Here is a 16,042-nt window from a genome sequence, read left to right on the forward strand (position 1 = left end):
GGCGCGAAAAGGGATACCTTAAAAACTGATTCAGATCAAACGGCATATGAGACAATCAAAACTGTGCAGAAAATCGTTCCGGCTGCAGGTGGACCTGACGGTAAGCGCCTTCGAACCGAGGTCTTTCCGCGCGTGCCGGAACGACGTCTTACGATGGTCTTCCTAACGGAAAGTTGACTTCCCGCCCTGCCGTTCACGGATATCCGGCGGACAACTGTCGAAGAATCCACAACGTCCGGAGCCGGAAGCGGTAGAGGCAGACGCCGCTCCGCTTCTGCCCCTGCCTTGATCCTCAGCTCCGCAGCCCCGGCGCCTCGTAACCGGTCCGTTCCACATATTCCGTATAACCGCCGTCATAACGGTGGATGCCATCAGGCGTCAGTTCGAGCACGCGATTCGACAGTTCGGCGAGGAAATGCCGGTCGTGGCTGACGAACAGCATGGTGCCTTCATATTCCGACAGCGCCTTGATCAGCATTTCCTTGGTATCGAGGTCCAGGTGGTTGGTCGGCTCGTCGAGGACGAGGAAATTTGGCGGGTCGAACAGCATGGCGGCCATCACCAGACGCGCCTTCTCGCCGCCGGACAGCACCCGGCATTTCTTCTCGACGTCGTCACCCGAAAAGCCGAAGCAGCCGGAAAGCGCCCGGAGTGCCCCCTGCCCGGCGCGCGGGAACTGTTCCTCCAGCCATTCGAAGACGCTCAGGTCGCCATCGAGCAGATCCATGGCGTGCTGGGCGAAATAGCCCATCTTGACGCTGGCGCCGATCGCAACGCTGCCTTCGTCCGGCTCGGTCGAGCCCGTCACCAGTTTCAGCAGCGTCGATTTTCCGGCGCCGTTGACGCCCATGATGCACCAGCGCTCGCGCCGCTTCACCATGAAGTCTAGACCTTCATAGATCGAGCGGCTGCCATATCGCTTGGCGACATTCCTGATGTTGACCACGTCCTCGCCGGAACGAGGCGCCGGCTGGAATTCGAAGGCGACCGCCTGGCGGCGCTTCGGCGGCTCGACGCGCTCGATCTTGTCGAGCTTCTTCACCCGGCTCTGCACCTGCGCGGCGTGGCTGGCGCGCGCCTTGAAGCGCTCGATGAACTTGATTTCCTTGGCAAGCATCGCCTGCTGGCGCTCGAACTGGGCCTGCTGCTGCTTTTCGTTCTGAGCCCGCTGCTGCTCGTAGAAACCGTAGTCGCCGGAATAGGTGGTGAGCGACCCGCCGTCGATCTCGATGATCTTGGTAACGATGCGGTTCATGAACTCGCGGTCGTGCGAGGTCATCAGCAGGGCGCCATCATAACCCTTGAGGAACTGTTCCAGCCAGATCAGGCTTTCGAGATCAAGATGGTTGCTCGGTTCGTCGAGCAGCATGACGTCCGGACGCATCAGCAGGATGCGGGCGAGCGCCACACGCATCTTCCAGCCGCCGGACAGTTTTCCGACATCGCCGTCCATCATCTCCTGGGTGAAGCTCAAGCCGGCAAGAACTTCGCGGGCGCGGCCTTCGAGGCCGTAGCCATCAAGCTCTTCGTAACGCGCCTGCACCTCGCCGTAACGCTCGATGATCTGATCCATCTCGTCGAGCCGGTCGGGATCGACCATCGCCGCTTCCAGCTCGCGCAATTCGGCGGCGACGACGCTGACCGGGCCTGCACCGTCCATCACTTCGGTGACGGCGCTGCGGCCGGCCATTTCGCCGACATCCTGGTTGAAATAACCGATCGTGACGTTCTTTTCGACGGAGACCTGCCCTTCGTCCGGCATTTCAGAGCCGGTGATCATCCGGAAGAGCGTCGTCTTGCCGGCGCCGTTCGGGCCGACGAGGCCGATCTTCTCGCCGCGGTTCAGCGCCGCGGCCGCCTCGATGAAGAGGATGCGGTGGCTGTTCGACTTGCTGATGTTTTCAATACGGATCATGGGCGGGCGGGCTCGAAAGGTTTCATCACAACAAAAAGCCGGGTCGTCGCCGACCCGGCTTTTCTACACAATCAATGCGAAGCTTATTCGGCGCCGTCTTCAGCGGCCTTCTTCTTCGGGGCAGCCTTCTTCTTGGGAGCGGCGGCTTCTTCGCCTTCGGCGGCTTCGTCAGCAGCCTCGGCCTTCGCAGCCTTCTTCGGAGCAGCCTTCTTCTTGGCCGGCTTTTCAGCCTTCTCCGAGCTTTCCTCGTCTTCCGCCATCAACTCCTCTTTGGTCACGACCTTGTCGGTGACCTTGATTTCGGTCAGCAGCTTGTCGACGACCTTCTCTTCGAAGATCGGCGCGCGCAGCGACGCGGAAGCGCCGGGGGTGTTGCGGAAGAAATCGAGGATTTCCTTCTGCTGGCCCGGGAACTGCTGGAGCTGCGCATAAAGGGCGCGCTGCATTTCTTCCTCGGTCACCTCGACACCGGCCTGTTCGCCGATCTCGGAGAGGACCAGGCCGAGACGAACGCGACGTTCGGCGAGCTTGCGGTATTCGACGCGTGCTTCTTCCTCGGTCGTTTCTTCGTCTTCGAAGGTCTTGCCGGACTGCTGCAGGTCGGTATTGATCTGGCGCCAGATGTTGTCGAACTCGGCGTCGACGAGGCCCTGCGGGGTGTCGAACTGGTACATGCCGTCGAGCTGGTCGAGGATCTGACGCTTGACCTTCTGGCGGGTGACGTTGCCGTACTGGCTTTCGATCTGGCCGCGGACGATCTCCTTCAGGCGATCGACGGATTCGATGCCGAGCTTGGAGGCGAGTTCGTCGTTGATCTCGAGAGCGGCCGGAGCTGCGACTTCCTTGACGGTGACGTCGAAAGTGGCTTCCTTGCCGGCGAGGTTGGCGGCCGGATATTCGGTCGGGAAGGTTACGTTGATGGTCTTCTCATCACCGGCCTTGACGCCGACCAGCTGGTCTTCGAAGCCGGGGATGAAGCGGCCGGAACCGAGAACCAGTTCGGCATCTTCGGCGGTGCCGCCGTCGAAGGCAACGCCATCGACCTTGCCGAGATAATTCATGGTGACGCGGTCGCCATTGGCGGCCTTCCCAGTCTTGGCCTCAAAGGTGCGGGCGCTTTCGGCGATCTTCTCGATCTGCTCGTTGACTTCGTCTTCGGTGACTTCGACGACTTCACGAATGACGGAAAGGCCGTCGGTCGGCTGCAGTTCGATGTCCGGAATGACTTCGTAGGAAAGCGTGAATTCGAAATCGACCTCGGCGTTCAGGATCTTTTCGGCTTCTTTCTCGTCCTCGGTCATGGCGACCGACGGCTGGGTCGCCGACTTCTCGCCGCGGTCGGTGAGGATCTCGGTCGGGCGCTCACGAACGATCTCGTTGACGAGATCCGCCATGATCGACTTGCCGTACATCTTCTTCAGATGGGCGATCGGCACCTTGCCCGGACGGAAACCGTTGATGCGGACCTTGTCCTTGGCGTCGGCGAGGCGCACGTTCAGCTGCGCTTCCATTTCCCGCTGGGGGATAACAACCTTGATTTCGCGCTTCAGCCCTTCAGCGAGCGTTTCGGTAACCTGCATTTTCATACCTTCATATCGTGGCGGCGGTGCTCAGACAGCCGTTGGTTTCAATGAGCACACGCCGGAATCTATTGACCGGCCGCGGCAAGCGCTCACCAGATACCTTCCCGATCGGCTCGCGCCACTATCGTGAGCATCTGGTGCGGGTAGAGAGACTCGAACTCCCACGCCGAAGCGTTGGTACCTAAAACCAATGCGTCTACCAATTCCGCCATACCCGCGCTTCAAACCGCGTCGAAAACCCTCGCGCTGAGGCCTTCCGGAGCGCGCGTCTCTATATCACCCGTTTCAGCCCGCGCAAAGGGAAAATGACGCTTTTTTGGCAGTTCAAAAAAAGCCCGGGAAAGCCGCAATTCGGCACCTCTTCCTGCATGTCGGAGTGGTGCCGAAAACCGGATCATTAACTTTTTATTAAATTCTAATGTGTACATTGGAACCTGTCGGCGGTGGGAGTCATGCAAGGTTCGCATATCATCCATTCTGATATTGCACTGCACAATGTTACTGAAATCTCATAATGTGCAAATACAGGGGTTGATCGGAAGGTTTTGATCTCTCTGTTTCGGACGGCTTGGCACCCGTGCGAATGTGCAAGCGCCCTCGGGGAGTTTCCCTGTGACAGGAATTCGAGCCGCGCACTCCTCCTCCCAGCGCAGGCTCGATGGGACTGGCGATCCTCCTCCTCCCAAATCGCCGGTCGTTACAAATGACGCCCACCGGACCTCCTCCCCCGGTGGGCGTTATTTTTTGTTCTGCAGCATGCGGTCTGCCTATAAATCGCTCATCCTTTCATCACTTCCGCATGGTAAACGGTCTCGTAATGCGCCAGGCGCATAGGTGGCATACCGAATGGGCGCTGTTACTTTTCGCAGCGCAGCATATATTGGCGGTCATGAGATTGAAGTCAGCGCCGAACGGGCTGCTGGCAAGGGCCTAGAAAGGGACAAGATCATGAACATCGCACAGAAGCTCACCACCTGGCGCAAGTACCGCGAAACCGTCAACGAGCTCGGCCGCATGAGCGACCGTGAACTCAGCGACCTCGGCATCGGCCGCGCCGATATCCGCCGCGTTGCCCGGACTGCCGTCGGCTTCTAAGCCTCGCGCAGACATTGCTGCACTATCCAAAAGCGCCTCCTCCGGGAGGCGCTTTTCTTTTTGTTCATAGAAATTTCACACTTGAAATACCTGCCTGATTTTTGGCCTCCGCCGCAAACTTCGGCGATCCCCTGCACATTTGCATGGCAGTCGCACATTTTTTGCACTGCACATTCTTATTATGCGGATGTATAAGACCTTCATCGCTGATGACGACAGAGCATCAGGAAAAATCTTGAGGAAACAACCATGAACCCGATCCGTATCGCCAAGAACTGGATCAGCTACCGCCGTACGATGAACGAGCTTGGAAATCTTTCGAGCCAGGCCCTCAGCGACATCGGTCTGACCCGCTACGACATCCGCCACATCGCGGCCCGCTCTTTCCGCTAATCCGCTGCTCGCAGGCGGACCCGCACGGTATGAGGCCGCTGCGGCGAGGATAAAGCGGTCCGAGAGGACATCCAAGGACGTATCAAAGGCACCTTCTCAGGTGCCTTTTTGATTCCGGTCCGGCAAACGGCGTGATAATGAGCCGGCCATGAGCAACATTTCTTCCTCCTCCACCTATCCTGCTATCCATGTCGTCGGCGGCGGCCTTGCAGGCTCCGAATCCGCCTGGCAGATCGCCTCGGCCGGCGTGCCGGTGATTCTGCATGAAATGCGTGGCGTGCGCGGCACTGACGCCCACAAGACGGACGGACTCGCCGAGCTCGTCTGCTCGAATTCCTTCCGCTCCGATGATGCGACGGCGAACGCCGTCGGCGTCATCCATGCGGAGATGCGGCTCGCCGGTTCGCTGATCATGGTTTGTGCCGACAGGCACCAGGTTCCGGCCGGCGGCGCACTTGCCGTCGATCGCGACGGATTTTCCGATGCCGTTACCGAGGCGATCGAAAAACATCCGCTGATCACCATCGTGCGCGAGGAGATCCAGGGCCTGCCGCCGAAGGAATGGGATCTGGCGATCATCGCCACCGGCCCCCTCACCTCGCCGGCACTCGCAGCCGCGATCCAGGCGGAGACGGGCGAGGACCAGCTTGCCTTCTTCGACGCCATCGCGCCGATCGTACACCGCGATTCGATAGACATGGACATCTGCTGGTACCAGTCGCGCTACGACAAGGTCGGACCCGGCGGCACGGGCAAGGACTATATCAACTGCCCGATGGACGAGGCGCAATACAATGCCTTCGTCGATGCGCTGATCGCAGGCGATACGGTCGGTTTCAAGGAATGGGAAGGCACGCCCTATTTCGACGGCTGCCTGCCGATCGAAGTGATGGCCGAACGCGGCCGCGAGACGCTGCGTCACGGGCCGATGAAGCCGATGGGCCTCACCAATGCCCACAATCCGACGGTCAAGGCCTATGCGGTCGTGCAGCTGAGGCAGGACAACGCGCTCGGCACGCTCTACAACATGGTCGGCTTCCAGACGAAACTCAAATACGGCGCCCAGGCGGATATCTTCCGGATGATTCCCGGCCTGCAGAATGCCGAATTCGCAAGGCTCGGCGGCCTGCACCGCAACACCTATATCCACTCGCCCGTGCTGCTCGATAAATCACTGACGCTGAAAAGCCGGCCCGGCCTCAGATTCGCCGGCCAGATCACCGGCTGCGAAGGGTATGTGGAAAGCGCGGCGATCGGGCTTCTCGCCGGCCGCTTCGCGGCGGCCGAACGCAAGGGCGAAACGCTCCGGGCACCGCCGGCGACGACGGCCTTGGGCTCGCTGCTCGGCCATATTACCGGCGGGCATCTGGTTTCGGAAGACGAGCCGGGCAAGCGCTCGTTCCAGCCGATGAACGTCAATTTCGGGCTGTTTCCGGAGCTGGAGCCGGGCTCGATTGTCAAGCCGGAGGGCGTCAAGCGTTTCCGCGGCAAGGACAAGACGGTGATGAAGCGGCAGCTGCTCTCCGCCCGAGCGCTTCAGGATTGCGCTAGTTGGCTCGGTCGGGGCTGACATCCGGGGCCGATGACGCCGGCTTTTCCTCGATATCGCGATCGGCAACGCTGACATAGTTGTCGAGCAGCCAGAGGGCGACTTCGGCCGCCTCCTTTTCCGTGGAAAAGAGGTAGGTACCGTTCTGTGTCGATGCGTCGAGAAACTCGACGGTGAATCCCTTGGCATCCGGAAGGGGCGAGACCCGCACCCGGCCGGGCTCGATCAGAAAGCAGGCGTAGTGGTTGCGGTGGCTGCGCATGAAGCCGGCCTTGTTGTCGTGCAGGCGCACGAAGATCGCTTCGCCATTGGCCGTCACATGCAGGCTGCGGATCGCTTCATTGGGAAAGGCGCGGCCGAACTCGAGGATGGCCATGCCCGTATCGTGCAGGTTGCCGTCCTTGTCCCGGTCCTTGCCCGACATCCGCGTAATGTAATAGGCGAGTGCCATAAGGAGCACGAAGATGATCGACCAGACGACGATGGGGCTCACACCACTTCTCCTTACGAGGACACCGGATTTCTATTTCGTTCCTTAGCCGGCGAGCCTTGCGCGAATTTGACGTCCGTCAAAAGCGCCTGGTGACGGAAGCTTTCATGAGCCGCAATTGGCGCCGCCACTGCGGCGGTTGCAGGACGGTATCAAGCACCGAAGCACCACCACGCACTGCCCGGCGCAGCACCGGTTCGGCAAGCGCCACAGGCAGATAGGCCGGAAACACTGCGGCCGGAAGGGTTCCCTGTTGTCTGGCCTTGCTCAAATGCTCCAGCCCAAGCCCGGCAAAGGCCTCGATTGCAGCAGAAATGCGCGACCTGTTCTCGCCGCGCAGGAATGTATCACGGTCGAGCCCGGTCGCCGAGAGAATATCGAGCGGCAGATAGAGCTGGTGACGCCGGCGATGGATCGGCATCAGGAGCAGGAAACCGGCGATCGCCTGCGCGACACCGGCGTGGCCTGCCGATTCCGCGGATCGTGCCGCATCGGCGGGGGAGAGAATCAGGCTCGCGAGCTGGATGAGCGCCGAAGCGGTCTCGCCGGCATAACCTTCGAGCGCGTTCCGATCGGTCAACGGATCGTCGTAGAGATCGAAGATGCGCGCCTCGATCATGTCGACGAGCGTCTGGCGCGGCAGGCGGTAGGTCTCGATCGCTTCGAGGAGGCCAGCCGCGATAGGGTTACCGGTGCTGTCGCCCTGGGCGTTGCCTTCGAGGAGATCTCGCCACCATTGCAGCCGGATTTCCCCCGGAAGCGGTTCTCGCACCACGTCGCGGACACGGGCAATCTCGGCGTTGAAGGCATAAAGAGCCGCAAGAGCGCCGCGCTTGTCCTGCGGCGACAGAAGACAGGCGAGATAACGGTCGCGGTCGGTATCCCTCAGCGTTGCGAGGCAGATGTCGCCGTTCTGTCTGGCTGGATCGGCCATCTGTCAGACGGCAATCAAAGCTGCGGCGACGGCGCGCGATTCGGCGAGCATGATGTTGAACGTGCGCACCGCGGCGCCAGTGCTCATCGGGTCGGAGGCGATGCCTCTGGCCTTCAGCGCCGCCTTCACGTCAGGCGGAATGGGCTTGAGGTTGGCGCCCATGCCGACAAGCAGCACTTCGATCTCAGCCGATTCGGCGAGCACCTTCATCAGGGAAGCGACCGTCAGCGGTTCACCTTCCTGCAGCTCCCAGCCGTGAATACCCGAGGGAAGGCAGAGCAGTGAGCCTCGATGCGACATGTCGGCAAAACGGAAACCGCCATTGCCATAAGCATCGATCGGAGCACGACCGGGGAAATGGGCGTCGCGGATTTCGATGCCTTTCGCCATGGGTCACATGCCTTCTCGAAGAGGTTGCGAGCCGGAGATGATCCGGCTCTTTGAGTTCAAGGCCCCGTAGCAAACAGGGCCTTGCCTCGGCGAAGCTTTAGGAAGCCGTCCCGGTCTTTGCCGGTTCGGTCTTGACCGGCTCGCCCTTGACGCGGACTTCGGCGATATAGGCGCGCATGGCGCGGATCTTCACGCCTTCGGCGATTTCGACTTCCACTTCGGCGTCGTCGATAACCTTCGTCACCTTGCCGGTGATGCCGCCGCCGAGAACGACCTGATCGCCGCGACGGACGTTGGAGAGCGTTTCCTGGCGCTTCTTGGCCTGGGCGCGCTGCGGGCGGATGAGGAAGAAGTACCAGACAACCATCAGCGGCGCGAAGAGGAAGAGCATCTCAAGGCCGGAGCCGAACGCGGAGGCTCCCGGTGCTGCGGCTGGGGCCTGGGCGAATGCTTCGGTAATGAACATCGAAAACTCCTAAGATTACCGGAGACGCTAGGCCCCCGTTACAAGCCGCCGGAATATAGTTGCGATAGGCCGGAATGCAACAGAAACACGCCGGCCGGCGTACCGAATCCACGGCTCTCAGGCTTTTGATGCACCAACGAGCGTGTTACCGCAGCGAAAAGGCTCACGAACTGGCCGATGCGACTGGAGAAACACCATGAGCGAAGACTTCAACACCCTGATCCTGGCTGAGGTCCGCAGGCTTGCGGATGCGCTGGAGCGGCTCGCCGGACCTCCGCCCGCCGTCAACGACTGGGATGCCGCCGACTGCTTCGTCTGGGTACCGGCAAACCAGCGCCTGCAGCCGGTGCCGCGTCCGAACCGGGTCGCCCTGACGTTGATCCGCGGCGTCGATCACGTGCGCGACATCCTGCATGAAAACACGCTGCGGTTCGCGGAGGGCTTTGCGGCCAACAACGTGCTTCTCTGGGGTGCCCGCGGCATGGGCAAATCCTCCCTGGTGAAAGCCGTCCACGAGGACGTGCGCGCCGCAACCGGCATCTCGCTGAAGCTCGTCGAAGTACATCGCGAAGATATCGCCTCGCTCCCTGCCCTGCTCGATATCCTCAAGGCTTCCGGCCAACGCGTCATCGTGTTCTGCGACGATCTCTCCTTCGATCACGACGATACCGCCTACAAGTCGCTGAAGGCGGCGCTCGACGGCGGTATCGAAGGCCGGCCCGACAATGTTCTGTTCTACGCGACCTCAAACCGCCGCCACCTTCTGCCGCGCCACATGATGGAGAACGAGCAGTCCACCGCCATCAACCCCTCCGAGGCGGTCGAGGAAAAGGTGTCGCTGTCGGATCGGTTCGGCCTGTGGCTCGGTTTCCACAAATGCAGCCAGGACGACTATCTGAAGATGATCGACGGTTATGCCGAGCATTTCGATCTCGGCCTCGATCAGGAAACCCTGCATCACGAAGCGCTCGAATGGGCGACCACCCGCGGCGGGCGTTCGGGCCGCGTCGCGTGGCAATATATCCAGGATCTCGCCGGGCGGCTGAGGAAGCCGCTTTCTCGCGATTGAAAACCTGAAAAAGCACTGAGAAAACGCAAAAAGCCCGGCACTGCCGGGCTTTTCTCCGTCCCCTGAAACGCACTACTTATTCAAGGAAGGTAATCGGGTTAACCGGGGTCGCGTCCTTGCGGACCTCGAAATGGACCTGCGGGCGCTTCGCGTCGCCGCTCATGCCGGAGGAGGCAACCGTCTGGCCGCGGGTGATCTTCTGCCCGCGTGTGACGTTGATGCTGCCGGCATGGCCGTAGACGGTGACCTTGCCGTCGTCGTGACGGACGAGAACCGTATTGCCGAGCTGCTTCAGGCCATTGCCCGCGTAGATGACCACGCCGTTTTCGGCGGCCTTGATCGGCGTGCCTTCCGGAACCGAGATGTCGATGCCGTCATTGCGGTTGCCGTCGACGTTCTGGCCGTAGCCGGCGATCACCGCGCCGTTGACCGGCCAGCGATACTTGCCGATGCCGGTGGACTGCGGCGCCACGGAGGCGGTGTCCGACTTCTTCTCGACGTCCGCGACCGATGCGTTGTCGACGGCAGCCTTGGCTGCGGCCGGCGCCACGGACACCTGGGCGACCTGAGCAGGTGCAGCGGCGGCGGCCGGCTTCGGGGCCGCGGCTGCGGCTTTTTCGACCGGCTTCTGCGGAATGGATGCCGTCTTGACCGGATCGGCGACAGGAGCCGCAGCACCGTTCGCGACCTTGAGCGTCTGGCCGATGCGGACGCCACCCGATGTCAGATTGTTGGCGGCCTTCAGCTGATCAACCGGCGTGCCGGTCTCGCGGGCGATCTTGGTGATCGTGTCGCCCGGCTTGACCACATAGGTGCCACCGACCGGCTTGCCGCCCGGAGGCGTCAGCTTGGCGGGTTCGGCAATCGCCTTGTCACGCGTCTGGGTCGGCAGGACAGCGAGTTTCTGCTCGGGTTCGCGGGCCGGCGCCGGAGCCTTGTTCTGAAGATCGATCGTGCCGGCGGCGTTCTTCGCCGAATTCTGAGCCGTACCGAAGGTAGGGATGAGGACGGACTGGCCGGGGGCAACGGCGCCGCCGTTTGCCTTCAGGATTTCCTTCTCCGGAACGCCGTAACGCTTGGACAGCGTCGAGACCGTTTCGCCGGGCTTCAGCGTCACCTTGGGCGCATTGACCGTGGACCAGCCGGACATCGGCTTCGGGGTCGTGCCGGTAACCACATTGTCGGCCCTCAGCGTCGAGGCGGACGGAGCGACGAGCGTATTGGCTGCCGGCTGACGACCCGGGAACGGCTGGGCGAGTGCTTCCTGGCGGGTCGCCGGATCGCGGCCCAGCGGAGCGGCGTTACGCTGCGCCGTGGCACCGGTCGGAGCGGCGAGTTCGGAGCGTTGAACGGCAACCGGAGCGGATGCGGTGCGCGCCGGCGAGGTATATCCGCCGGAATTGCCGGGATAAGGCTGAGCCATGGCGGTATTGCGCGAACCGTAGTCGTTCCGCGGAATTGGCGGCAGAGCCTGAGCCTGCCCCGAACCGAGATCGGCCTGCGGTGTTGGTGCGCGGCCATAGGCCCCGCCACCCTGCCGCTGCGGTATGGACGCCGTCGTGATGTTGTCGGATTTCGAAAAGAGCCCCGAGAACCGCGTTGCGTCCGAACTGCATCCGGTCGCAGCACTGGCGAGCAGCGCCGCGACGGCAAATTTGATTACAGATTTTCCGAATTTCGGAGAACTCTTCATACGCATGACTCGACCTACAGATACGCAACCATCGTGAGAGTCATTAAAACGCGTTAGTCTTACTGCACCGTTAAAGGGCAGACATTCTCCTAAAATTTTAGGGAAATTGATAACCATGACGGCCAAAACGCCGTCGCGGCATGGAACAAAACGGCCTAGAGTGCCGCCGCGATATGCGGAATGATCGGCAGAAAGGGCACGGGGAACAGATCCTCGCGCTCGAATCGGCTGCCGGTCTTGGTCAGGCGCACCATCACGCAGGCGTCGCCATCCATCAGCGGGGCGAGCATCGATCCGCCGTGGGTGAGCTGCTCGGCATAGAAGCGGGGAAGCGCCGGAAAGGCTGCGGTCACGAAAATACGGTCGAAAGTGCCCTCACCCGGCATGCCGTTGCCGCCGTCAGCCTGGCGCACGACGACATTGCGCAGCCCCAGCGCATCCATCCGGCTTTGAGCGGCGGTGACCAGGGTGCGGTATCGCTCGACGGTCAGCACCCGCTCGGCAAGCCGGGCGATGACGGCGGCGGTAAAGCCGCTGCCCGTGCCGATTTCCAGCACCCTATGCCCCGGCTTGACCTGCAGGCGATGCAGCAGGCGCACGGCGAGATCGGCACCTTCCATGAAGGAACCGCAATCGATCGGCACGGTACGGCTGGAATAGGCGTCCTCGGCAAGCGACGGCGGCACGAACTGCGAGCGGGGCGTCTGTTCAACGGCAGTCAGCAGATCAAGGTCGGAAATGCCTTCCGACCTGAGGCGCAGCACGAGCGCCGCAAAACCCTCTTTTTCGACCATGCCCGATTTCAATCGGCAGCTCCGAATCCCAATGCCTTGGCGACACGATCCTGAACCGAATAGTCGGTCAGGTCCAGCTTGAGCGGCGTCACGGAGATCTTGTTTTCCTTCAGCGCCTGGATATCGGTGCCGTCTCGGAAATTGCCCTTCCGCTCGCCGAATCGCAGCCAGTAATAGGGCTTGCCGCGGCCATCCTCGCGGGCATCGATCGTCAGGCCGAAATCGAGCTTGCCCTGCGACGTCACTTCGACGCCCTGCACATCGCCCGGTTCGCAATTCGGGAAGTTCAGATTGAGGAAGGTGCCGTCCGGCAGGTCCACGTCGATCAGTTTGCCAATGAGATCCGCCGCGTAGGATTCAACGACTTCCCAGGGCACCACCCGACCGTCTTCGCGCCGCACCGCCTGGCTCAGCGCAAAGGAGCGCACGCCCTGCAGCGTGCCTTCGATCGCGCCGGCAATCGTGCCGGAATAGGTGACGTCATCGGCCATGTTGGCGCCATCGTTGACGCCCGAGAGCACCAAATCCGGTTTTCCCGGCAGGACTTCACGAATGCCCATGATGACGCAATCGGTCGGCGTGCCGCGCAGCGCGAAATGCTTGTCGCCGACTTTGCGAAGACGGAGCGGCTCGGAGAGCGTCAGCGAATGGGCAAGGCCGCTCTGATCGGTTTCCGGCGCGACGATCCAGACATCGTCCGACAGTTTTCGCGCGATTCGCTCGAGAACGGCGAGGCCTTCGGCGTGAATGCCGTCATCATTGGTCAGAAGTATCCGCATCAGGCCGCCCGCTCGATCTTGGTCAGGCCACCCATATACGGCAGAAGCGCGTCCGGAATTGTGACCGAACCATCCTCATTCAGGTAATTTTCCATGACCGCGATCAGGCATCGGCCGACCGCGACGCCCGAGCCGTTCAGCGTGTGAACGAACTTCAGCGCCTTGTCGTCCTTGGCGCGATAACGCGCATTCATGCGACGTCCCTGGAAATCGCCGCAGACGGAGCAGGACGAGATTTCGCGATAGGTGTCCTGGCCGGGCAGCCAGACTTCGATGTCATAGGTCTTGCGCGCGCCAAACCCCATGTCGCCGGTGCAGAGCGTCATGGTGCGGAAATGCAGGCCGAGGCGCTTCAGCATGTTCTCGGCGCATTCGGTCATCCGCTCGTGCTCGGAAATCGACGATTCCTGGTCGGTGATCGACACGAGTTCGCATTTCCAGAACTGGTGCTGGCGCAGCATGCCGCGCGTATCGCGGCCGGCGGAACCCGCTTCCGAGCGGAAGGACGGCGTCAGCGCGGTGAAGCGGAGCGGCAGCTTTTCCTGTTCCAGCATTTCGCCGGAAACGAGGTTGGTCAGCGTCACCTCCGCCGTGGGGATGAGGTAACGGCCGTCGGTCGTCTTGAAGAGGTCTTCCTCGAACTTCGGCAGCTGGCCGGTGCCATACATCGTCTCGCCCTTCACCATCAGCGGCGAAGAAACTTCGGTATAGCCATGCTCGGTCGTGTGCATGTCGATCATGAACTGGCCGAGCGCCCGCTCGAGCCTGGCGAGCTGGCCGGTAAGGACGGTGAAACGCGAGCCGGAAAGCTTGGTGGCACGCTCGAAATCCATCATTCCGAGCGCTTCGCCGATCTCGTAGTGCTCGCGTGCGGTATGGTTCCAGCGCGGCTTTTCGCCGACCACGTGCTTGACCACGTTGTCGTGCTCGTCCTTGCCGACCGGTACGTCGTCGAGCGGAATGTTGGGGATGCGCGACAGGGCATCGTCGAGCGCTGCGACCGCGTCGCGCTCTTCCTGCTCGGCAACCGGCATAGTCTCCTTGATGGTCGCGACTTCGGCCTTCAGCTTCTCGGCAAGCTCGGAATTCTTCTGTCCGAGCGCAATGCCGATCTCCTTGGAGGCGGCGTTGCGGCGGGACTGCATGTCCTGAAGCTTCTGGATGACGGAGCGGCGCTTGTCGTCCAGCGCCAGGAGGGTTGCCGCCATGGGCTCTGCACCGCGCTTGTTCAGCGCCGCATCCAAAGCCCCTTCGTTTTCACGGATCCACTTGATATCGAGCATCTTGCCTTGCCTTTAGAGCGGAACGCCGCGGACTCGCGAGGCAGGCCGGAAGGCTTCAGGCCTTGTCCGTCTCCGCAACATCCGAAGGTTCCTGCTCCGAAAGCTTTTCCTCGGCACGTTTGCGCTCGACGAGTCGTGCGGCGTAGATGGAAATCTCGTAGAGAAGGATGGTCGGCAGTGCAAGACCGATCTGGGACATCGGATCGGGCGGGGTCAGCACGGCCGCGACCACGAAGGCAAGCACGATCGCATATTTGCGCTTTTCCCGCAGCCAGTCGCTGGAAAGAATGCCGACGCGGGCGAGCAGCGTGGTGACGACCGGAAGCTGGAAGACCAGGCCGAATGACAGGACCAGCGTCATGATCAGGCTCAGATATTCCGAAACCCGCGGCAGAAGCGAAATGCCGACTTCACCTTCGGTCGGCGCTTGCTGCATGGCAAGGAAGAACCACATGACCATGGGCGTGAAAAAGAAATAGACCAGCGCGCCGCCCATCAGGAAGAGGATCGGCGAAGCGATCAAGAACGGCAGGAAAGCAGCCCGCTCGTTTTTATAGAGGCCAGGGGCCACGAACTTGTAAATCTGCGAGGCGATCACCGGGAAGGCGATCACCAGCGCGCCGAACATCGCCACCTTCACCTGGGTGAAGAAGAATTCCTGCGGCGCGGTATAGATCAGCTCGGACTTGGCAAGATCGAGATGAGCCCAGAGGACGGCCCATTTGTAGGGCACGACAAGCAGGTTGAAGAGCTGCTTGGCGAAGAAGAAGCAGACGACGAATGCGACGAAAAATGCGCCGATCGACCAGATCAGCCGGGTGCGCAGTTCCATCAGATGCTCGATGAGCGGCTGCGGCTTGTCTTCGATGTCACCGCTCATGCGTCGTCCTTCGGGGTATCGGCCTTTTTCGGCGTGCGCTTGCGGGCCGGAGCCTTGACGATCGCCTCATCCACAGCCTGGGCGACAGGTGCCGGTTTGGCCGCCGCGCGGGCACGCTTCGGTTTCTCGACGACGGCGACCGGAGCCGCTGCGGTCTCGACAACGGGTTTTGCCCTGGCTGCGGTCTTGCGGACCGGCTTCGGCTTTTCCGCGACGGTCGCTGCTGCCAAAGCCTGCTGGGTGGCCGGCACGGACTGGACGGGAGCCGTGACTGGCGCCGGTGTCGATGTTGCGGCCGGCGACGGGAAGTTTGCCGGGATTTCGGGAGCCGCATCGATGGGCGACGTGCCCTCGACAGCCTGCTGTGCCTCGATATCCGTCTGGCTCACGGGTGCCGTCGGCATCTGCGTCGCCTTCTGCAGGTCGGCGCGGATCTCCTGGCCCATCTGCCGGAGCGGGTTGATCGCATCCCTCAGCGCGTTCGTCGGGTTCAGCCGCTGCGCATCGGAAATTGTCTTGCGCACGTCGTCGAGTTCCGACTCCTTCAGCGCCTCATCGAATTGCGCGCGGAATTCGCCGGCCATCTTGCGCAGATTGGTCGTCATCTTGCCAAAGGCCCTGAGCATGGGCGGCAAATCCTTCGGACCAACCACGACGATCAAGACGATCGCAATGACGAGAAGTTCGGTCCAGCCGATATCAAACATTCAACGAGGCTCCTGGAACCCG

16 protein-coding genes and 1 tRNA gene are annotated in these 16,042 nt (G+C 61.7%); 4 read left to right on the forward strand and 13 right to left on the reverse strand.

Annotated elements, in window-relative coordinates:
• Positions 1-292: 292 nt before the first annotated feature.
• The 3 genes from J2857_RS09905 to J2857_RS09915 form a co-directional block, all read right to left on the reverse strand.
• Complete coding sequence (locus tag J2857_RS09905; RefSeq protein WP_210009908.1) at positions 293-1,915, reverse strand: ABC-F family ATP-binding cassette domain-containing protein; 1,623 nt, start codon at positions 1,913-1,915, stop codon at positions 293-295.
• Positions 1,916-1,998: 83 nt separating this feature from the next.
• Positions 1,999-3,495: a trigger factor gene (gene tig / locus J2857_RS09910; RefSeq protein WP_210009909.1), complete on the reverse strand. Its 1,497-nt coding sequence runs from the start codon at positions 3,493-3,495 to the stop codon at positions 1,999-2,001.
• A gap of 138 nt (positions 3,496-3,633) precedes the next feature.
• Positions 3,634-3,716, reverse strand: a tRNA-Leu gene (locus tag J2857_RS09915).
• Positions 3,717-4,446: 730 nt separating this feature from the next.
• Here J2857_RS09915 and J2857_RS09920 point away from each other — a divergent pair.
• The 3 genes from J2857_RS09920 to trmFO all read left to right on the forward strand — a co-directional run bounded on the left by J2857_RS09920 (position 4,447) and on the right by trmFO (position 6,556).
• Positions 4,447-4,593, forward strand: coding sequence for a DUF1127 domain-containing protein (locus J2857_RS09920; protein ID WP_065814416.1), 147 nt, complete (start codon positions 4,447-4,449; stop codon positions 4,591-4,593).
• A 249-nt stretch (positions 4,594-4,842) separates the two neighbouring features.
• Positions 4,843-4,986, forward strand: coding sequence for a DUF1127 domain-containing protein (locus J2857_RS09925; RefSeq protein WP_007762204.1), 144 nt, complete (start codon positions 4,843-4,845; stop codon positions 4,984-4,986).
• Positions 4,987-5,134: 148 nt separating this feature from the next.
• Entirely contained in the window at positions 5,135-6,556 is a 1,422-nt protein-coding gene (trmFO, locus tag J2857_RS09930; protein ID WP_210009910.1) for a methylenetetrahydrofolate--tRNA-(uracil(54)-C(5))-methyltransferase (FADH(2)-oxidizing) TrmFO, read from the forward strand.
• On the opposite strand, the gene J2857_RS09935 is transcribed toward trmFO, so the two are convergent.
• The 4 genes from J2857_RS09935 to yajC all read right to left on the reverse strand — a co-directional run bounded on the left by J2857_RS09935 (position 6,534) and on the right by yajC (position 8,815).
• The gene (locus J2857_RS09935; RefSeq protein ID WP_210010102.1) at positions 6,534-6,986 is read right to left on the reverse strand and encodes a hypothetical protein; all 453 of its coding nucleotides are present in this window, start codon (positions 6,984-6,986) and stop codon (positions 6,534-6,536) included. The genes trmFO and J2857_RS09935 overlap by 23 nt on opposite strands.
• Before the next feature lie 118 nt (positions 6,987-7,104).
• Positions 7,105-7,959 carry a phytoene/squalene synthase family protein gene (locus J2857_RS09940; protein WP_210009911.1) on the reverse strand — a complete coding sequence of 285 codons (855 nt, stop codon included), beginning with the start codon at positions 7,957-7,959 and terminating at the stop codon, positions 7,105-7,107.
• A gap of 3 nt (positions 7,960-7,962) precedes the next feature.
• A complete protein-coding gene (locus J2857_RS09945) occupies positions 7,963-8,349 on the reverse strand; it encodes an Mth938-like domain-containing protein (protein ID WP_210009912.1) in 387 nt (128 codons plus the stop codon).
• 97 nt (positions 8,350-8,446) lie between these two features.
• Positions 8,447-8,815 (reverse strand): preprotein translocase subunit YajC, encoded by a 369-nt coding sequence (gene yajC, locus J2857_RS09950; RefSeq protein WP_007754668.1) that lies wholly within the window; start codon positions 8,813-8,815, stop codon positions 8,447-8,449.
• 196 nt (positions 8,816-9,011) lie between these two features.
• On the opposite strand from yajC, the gene J2857_RS09955 reads away from it, so the two are divergent.
• Complete coding sequence (locus tag J2857_RS09955; protein ID WP_210009913.1) at positions 9,012-9,884, forward strand: ATP-binding protein; 873 nt, start codon at positions 9,012-9,014, stop codon at positions 9,882-9,884.
• A gap of 76 nt (positions 9,885-9,960) precedes the next feature.
• Here J2857_RS09955 and J2857_RS09960 read toward each other — a convergent pair whose 3' ends face one another.
• The 6 genes from J2857_RS09960 to tatB all read right to left on the reverse strand — a co-directional run bounded on the left by J2857_RS09960 (position 9,961) and on the right by tatB (position 16,020).
• Entirely contained in the window at positions 9,961-11,583 is a 1,623-nt protein-coding gene (locus J2857_RS09960) for a peptidoglycan DD-metalloendopeptidase family protein (protein WP_210009914.1), read from the reverse strand.
• 149 nt (positions 11,584-11,732) lie between these two features.
• The gene (locus J2857_RS09965) at positions 11,733-12,371 is read right to left on the reverse strand and encodes a protein-L-isoaspartate(D-aspartate) O-methyltransferase (RefSeq protein ID WP_432420146.1); all 639 of its coding nucleotides are present in this window, start codon (positions 12,369-12,371) and stop codon (positions 11,733-11,735) included.
• Between the two features lie 8 nt (positions 12,372-12,379).
• A complete protein-coding gene (gene surE, locus J2857_RS09970) occupies positions 12,380-13,150 on the reverse strand; it encodes a 5'/3'-nucleotidase SurE (protein ID WP_210009916.1) in 771 nt (256 codons plus the stop codon).
• A complete protein-coding gene (gene serS, locus J2857_RS09975) occupies positions 13,150-14,433 on the reverse strand; it encodes a serine--tRNA ligase (RefSeq protein WP_210009917.1) in 1,284 nt (427 codons plus the stop codon). Before serS ends, surE begins: the two co-directional genes overlap by 1 nt.
• A 55-nt stretch (positions 14,434-14,488) precedes the next feature.
• On the reverse strand, positions 14,489-15,313 hold the full coding sequence (gene tatC / locus J2857_RS09980) for a twin-arginine translocase subunit TatC (RefSeq protein WP_210009918.1): 825 nt from the start codon (positions 15,311-15,313) through the stop codon (positions 14,489-14,491).
• Positions 15,310-16,020 carry a Sec-independent protein translocase protein TatB gene (tatB, locus tag J2857_RS09985; protein ID WP_210009919.1) on the reverse strand — a complete coding sequence of 237 codons (711 nt, stop codon included), beginning with the start codon at positions 16,018-16,020 and terminating at the stop codon, positions 15,310-15,312. The genes tatC and tatB overlap by 4 nt, the downstream gene beginning before the upstream one ends.
• Positions 16,021-16,042 lie beyond the last annotated feature (22 nt).

Origin of the sequence: Neorhizobium galegae (assembly GCF_017877055.1) — a bacterium.
In the GTDB taxonomy this organism is placed as follows: Bacteria; Pseudomonadota; Alphaproteobacteria; order Rhizobiales; family Rhizobiaceae; genus Neorhizobium; species Neorhizobium galegae_D.